The sequence below is a fragment of the Virgibacillus carmonensis genome, from assembly GCF_057836705.1.
Map to the genome: position 1 here is coordinate 1 of NZ_JBYQFJ010000234.1, position 622 is coordinate 622.

Below are 622 nucleotides of genomic sequence, written 5' to 3' on the forward strand. Positions count from 1 at the left end.
GAAGTGGTATGAAATTTATACAACTGCTGTTTTTATGACTTTGTTCGGTCTTATCGTTGATACAGTTCTTGCCGTTAAATATAAGTTTTATGTGCTTGATCAAGAAGGAGTACAAATTCCAGCCCTTATTGGACAAATTCTTTTATATTCTTCTTCTACCATCATCATATTAAATGCTTTCCCTTATCATAAGTCGAAAAAAAGCAAATTAATTTATGTCATATGTTTTTCTATTCTATCTATTATTTTTGAGTTTATTGCTGTTCAATTTGGCTTCATTAAATACAACGAATGGAGAATCTGGTATTCGGCATTGTGTTACCCATTTATCATTTCTTTTGTCATTTTACATTTCAGGTTTTTTAAGTGGTTAGTGAAGAGGTCTATTTGGAAATAAGTTTATCAATGGTCATAAAATAACTCGCTAGGTCATATTTTGTAGAGGCATAACATATTGGCAGTTAAGATACGTGAAAATTTAGATTGAATCTGATAATCAGGTTATATCGTTAGGCAGGGGGAGTGTATGTATGGGTAAAGCTTGTTTTTATTGCAGGGGCAGACAAAACGTTCAGAAGTTATATTCCTGGAAGGAACCGGAATACTTTCGACTATATTGTAG

General features: G+C 32.3%; 1 protein-coding gene. It reads left to right on the forward strand.

Features of this window, described 5'->3' with window-relative positions; genetic code table 11:
- The coding region (locus AC3G7N_RS21575; protein ID WP_489424184.1) for a CBO0543 family protein at positions 1-397 on the forward strand (397 nt) is incomplete at its 5' end.
- Positions 398-622: the final 225 nt, after the last annotated feature.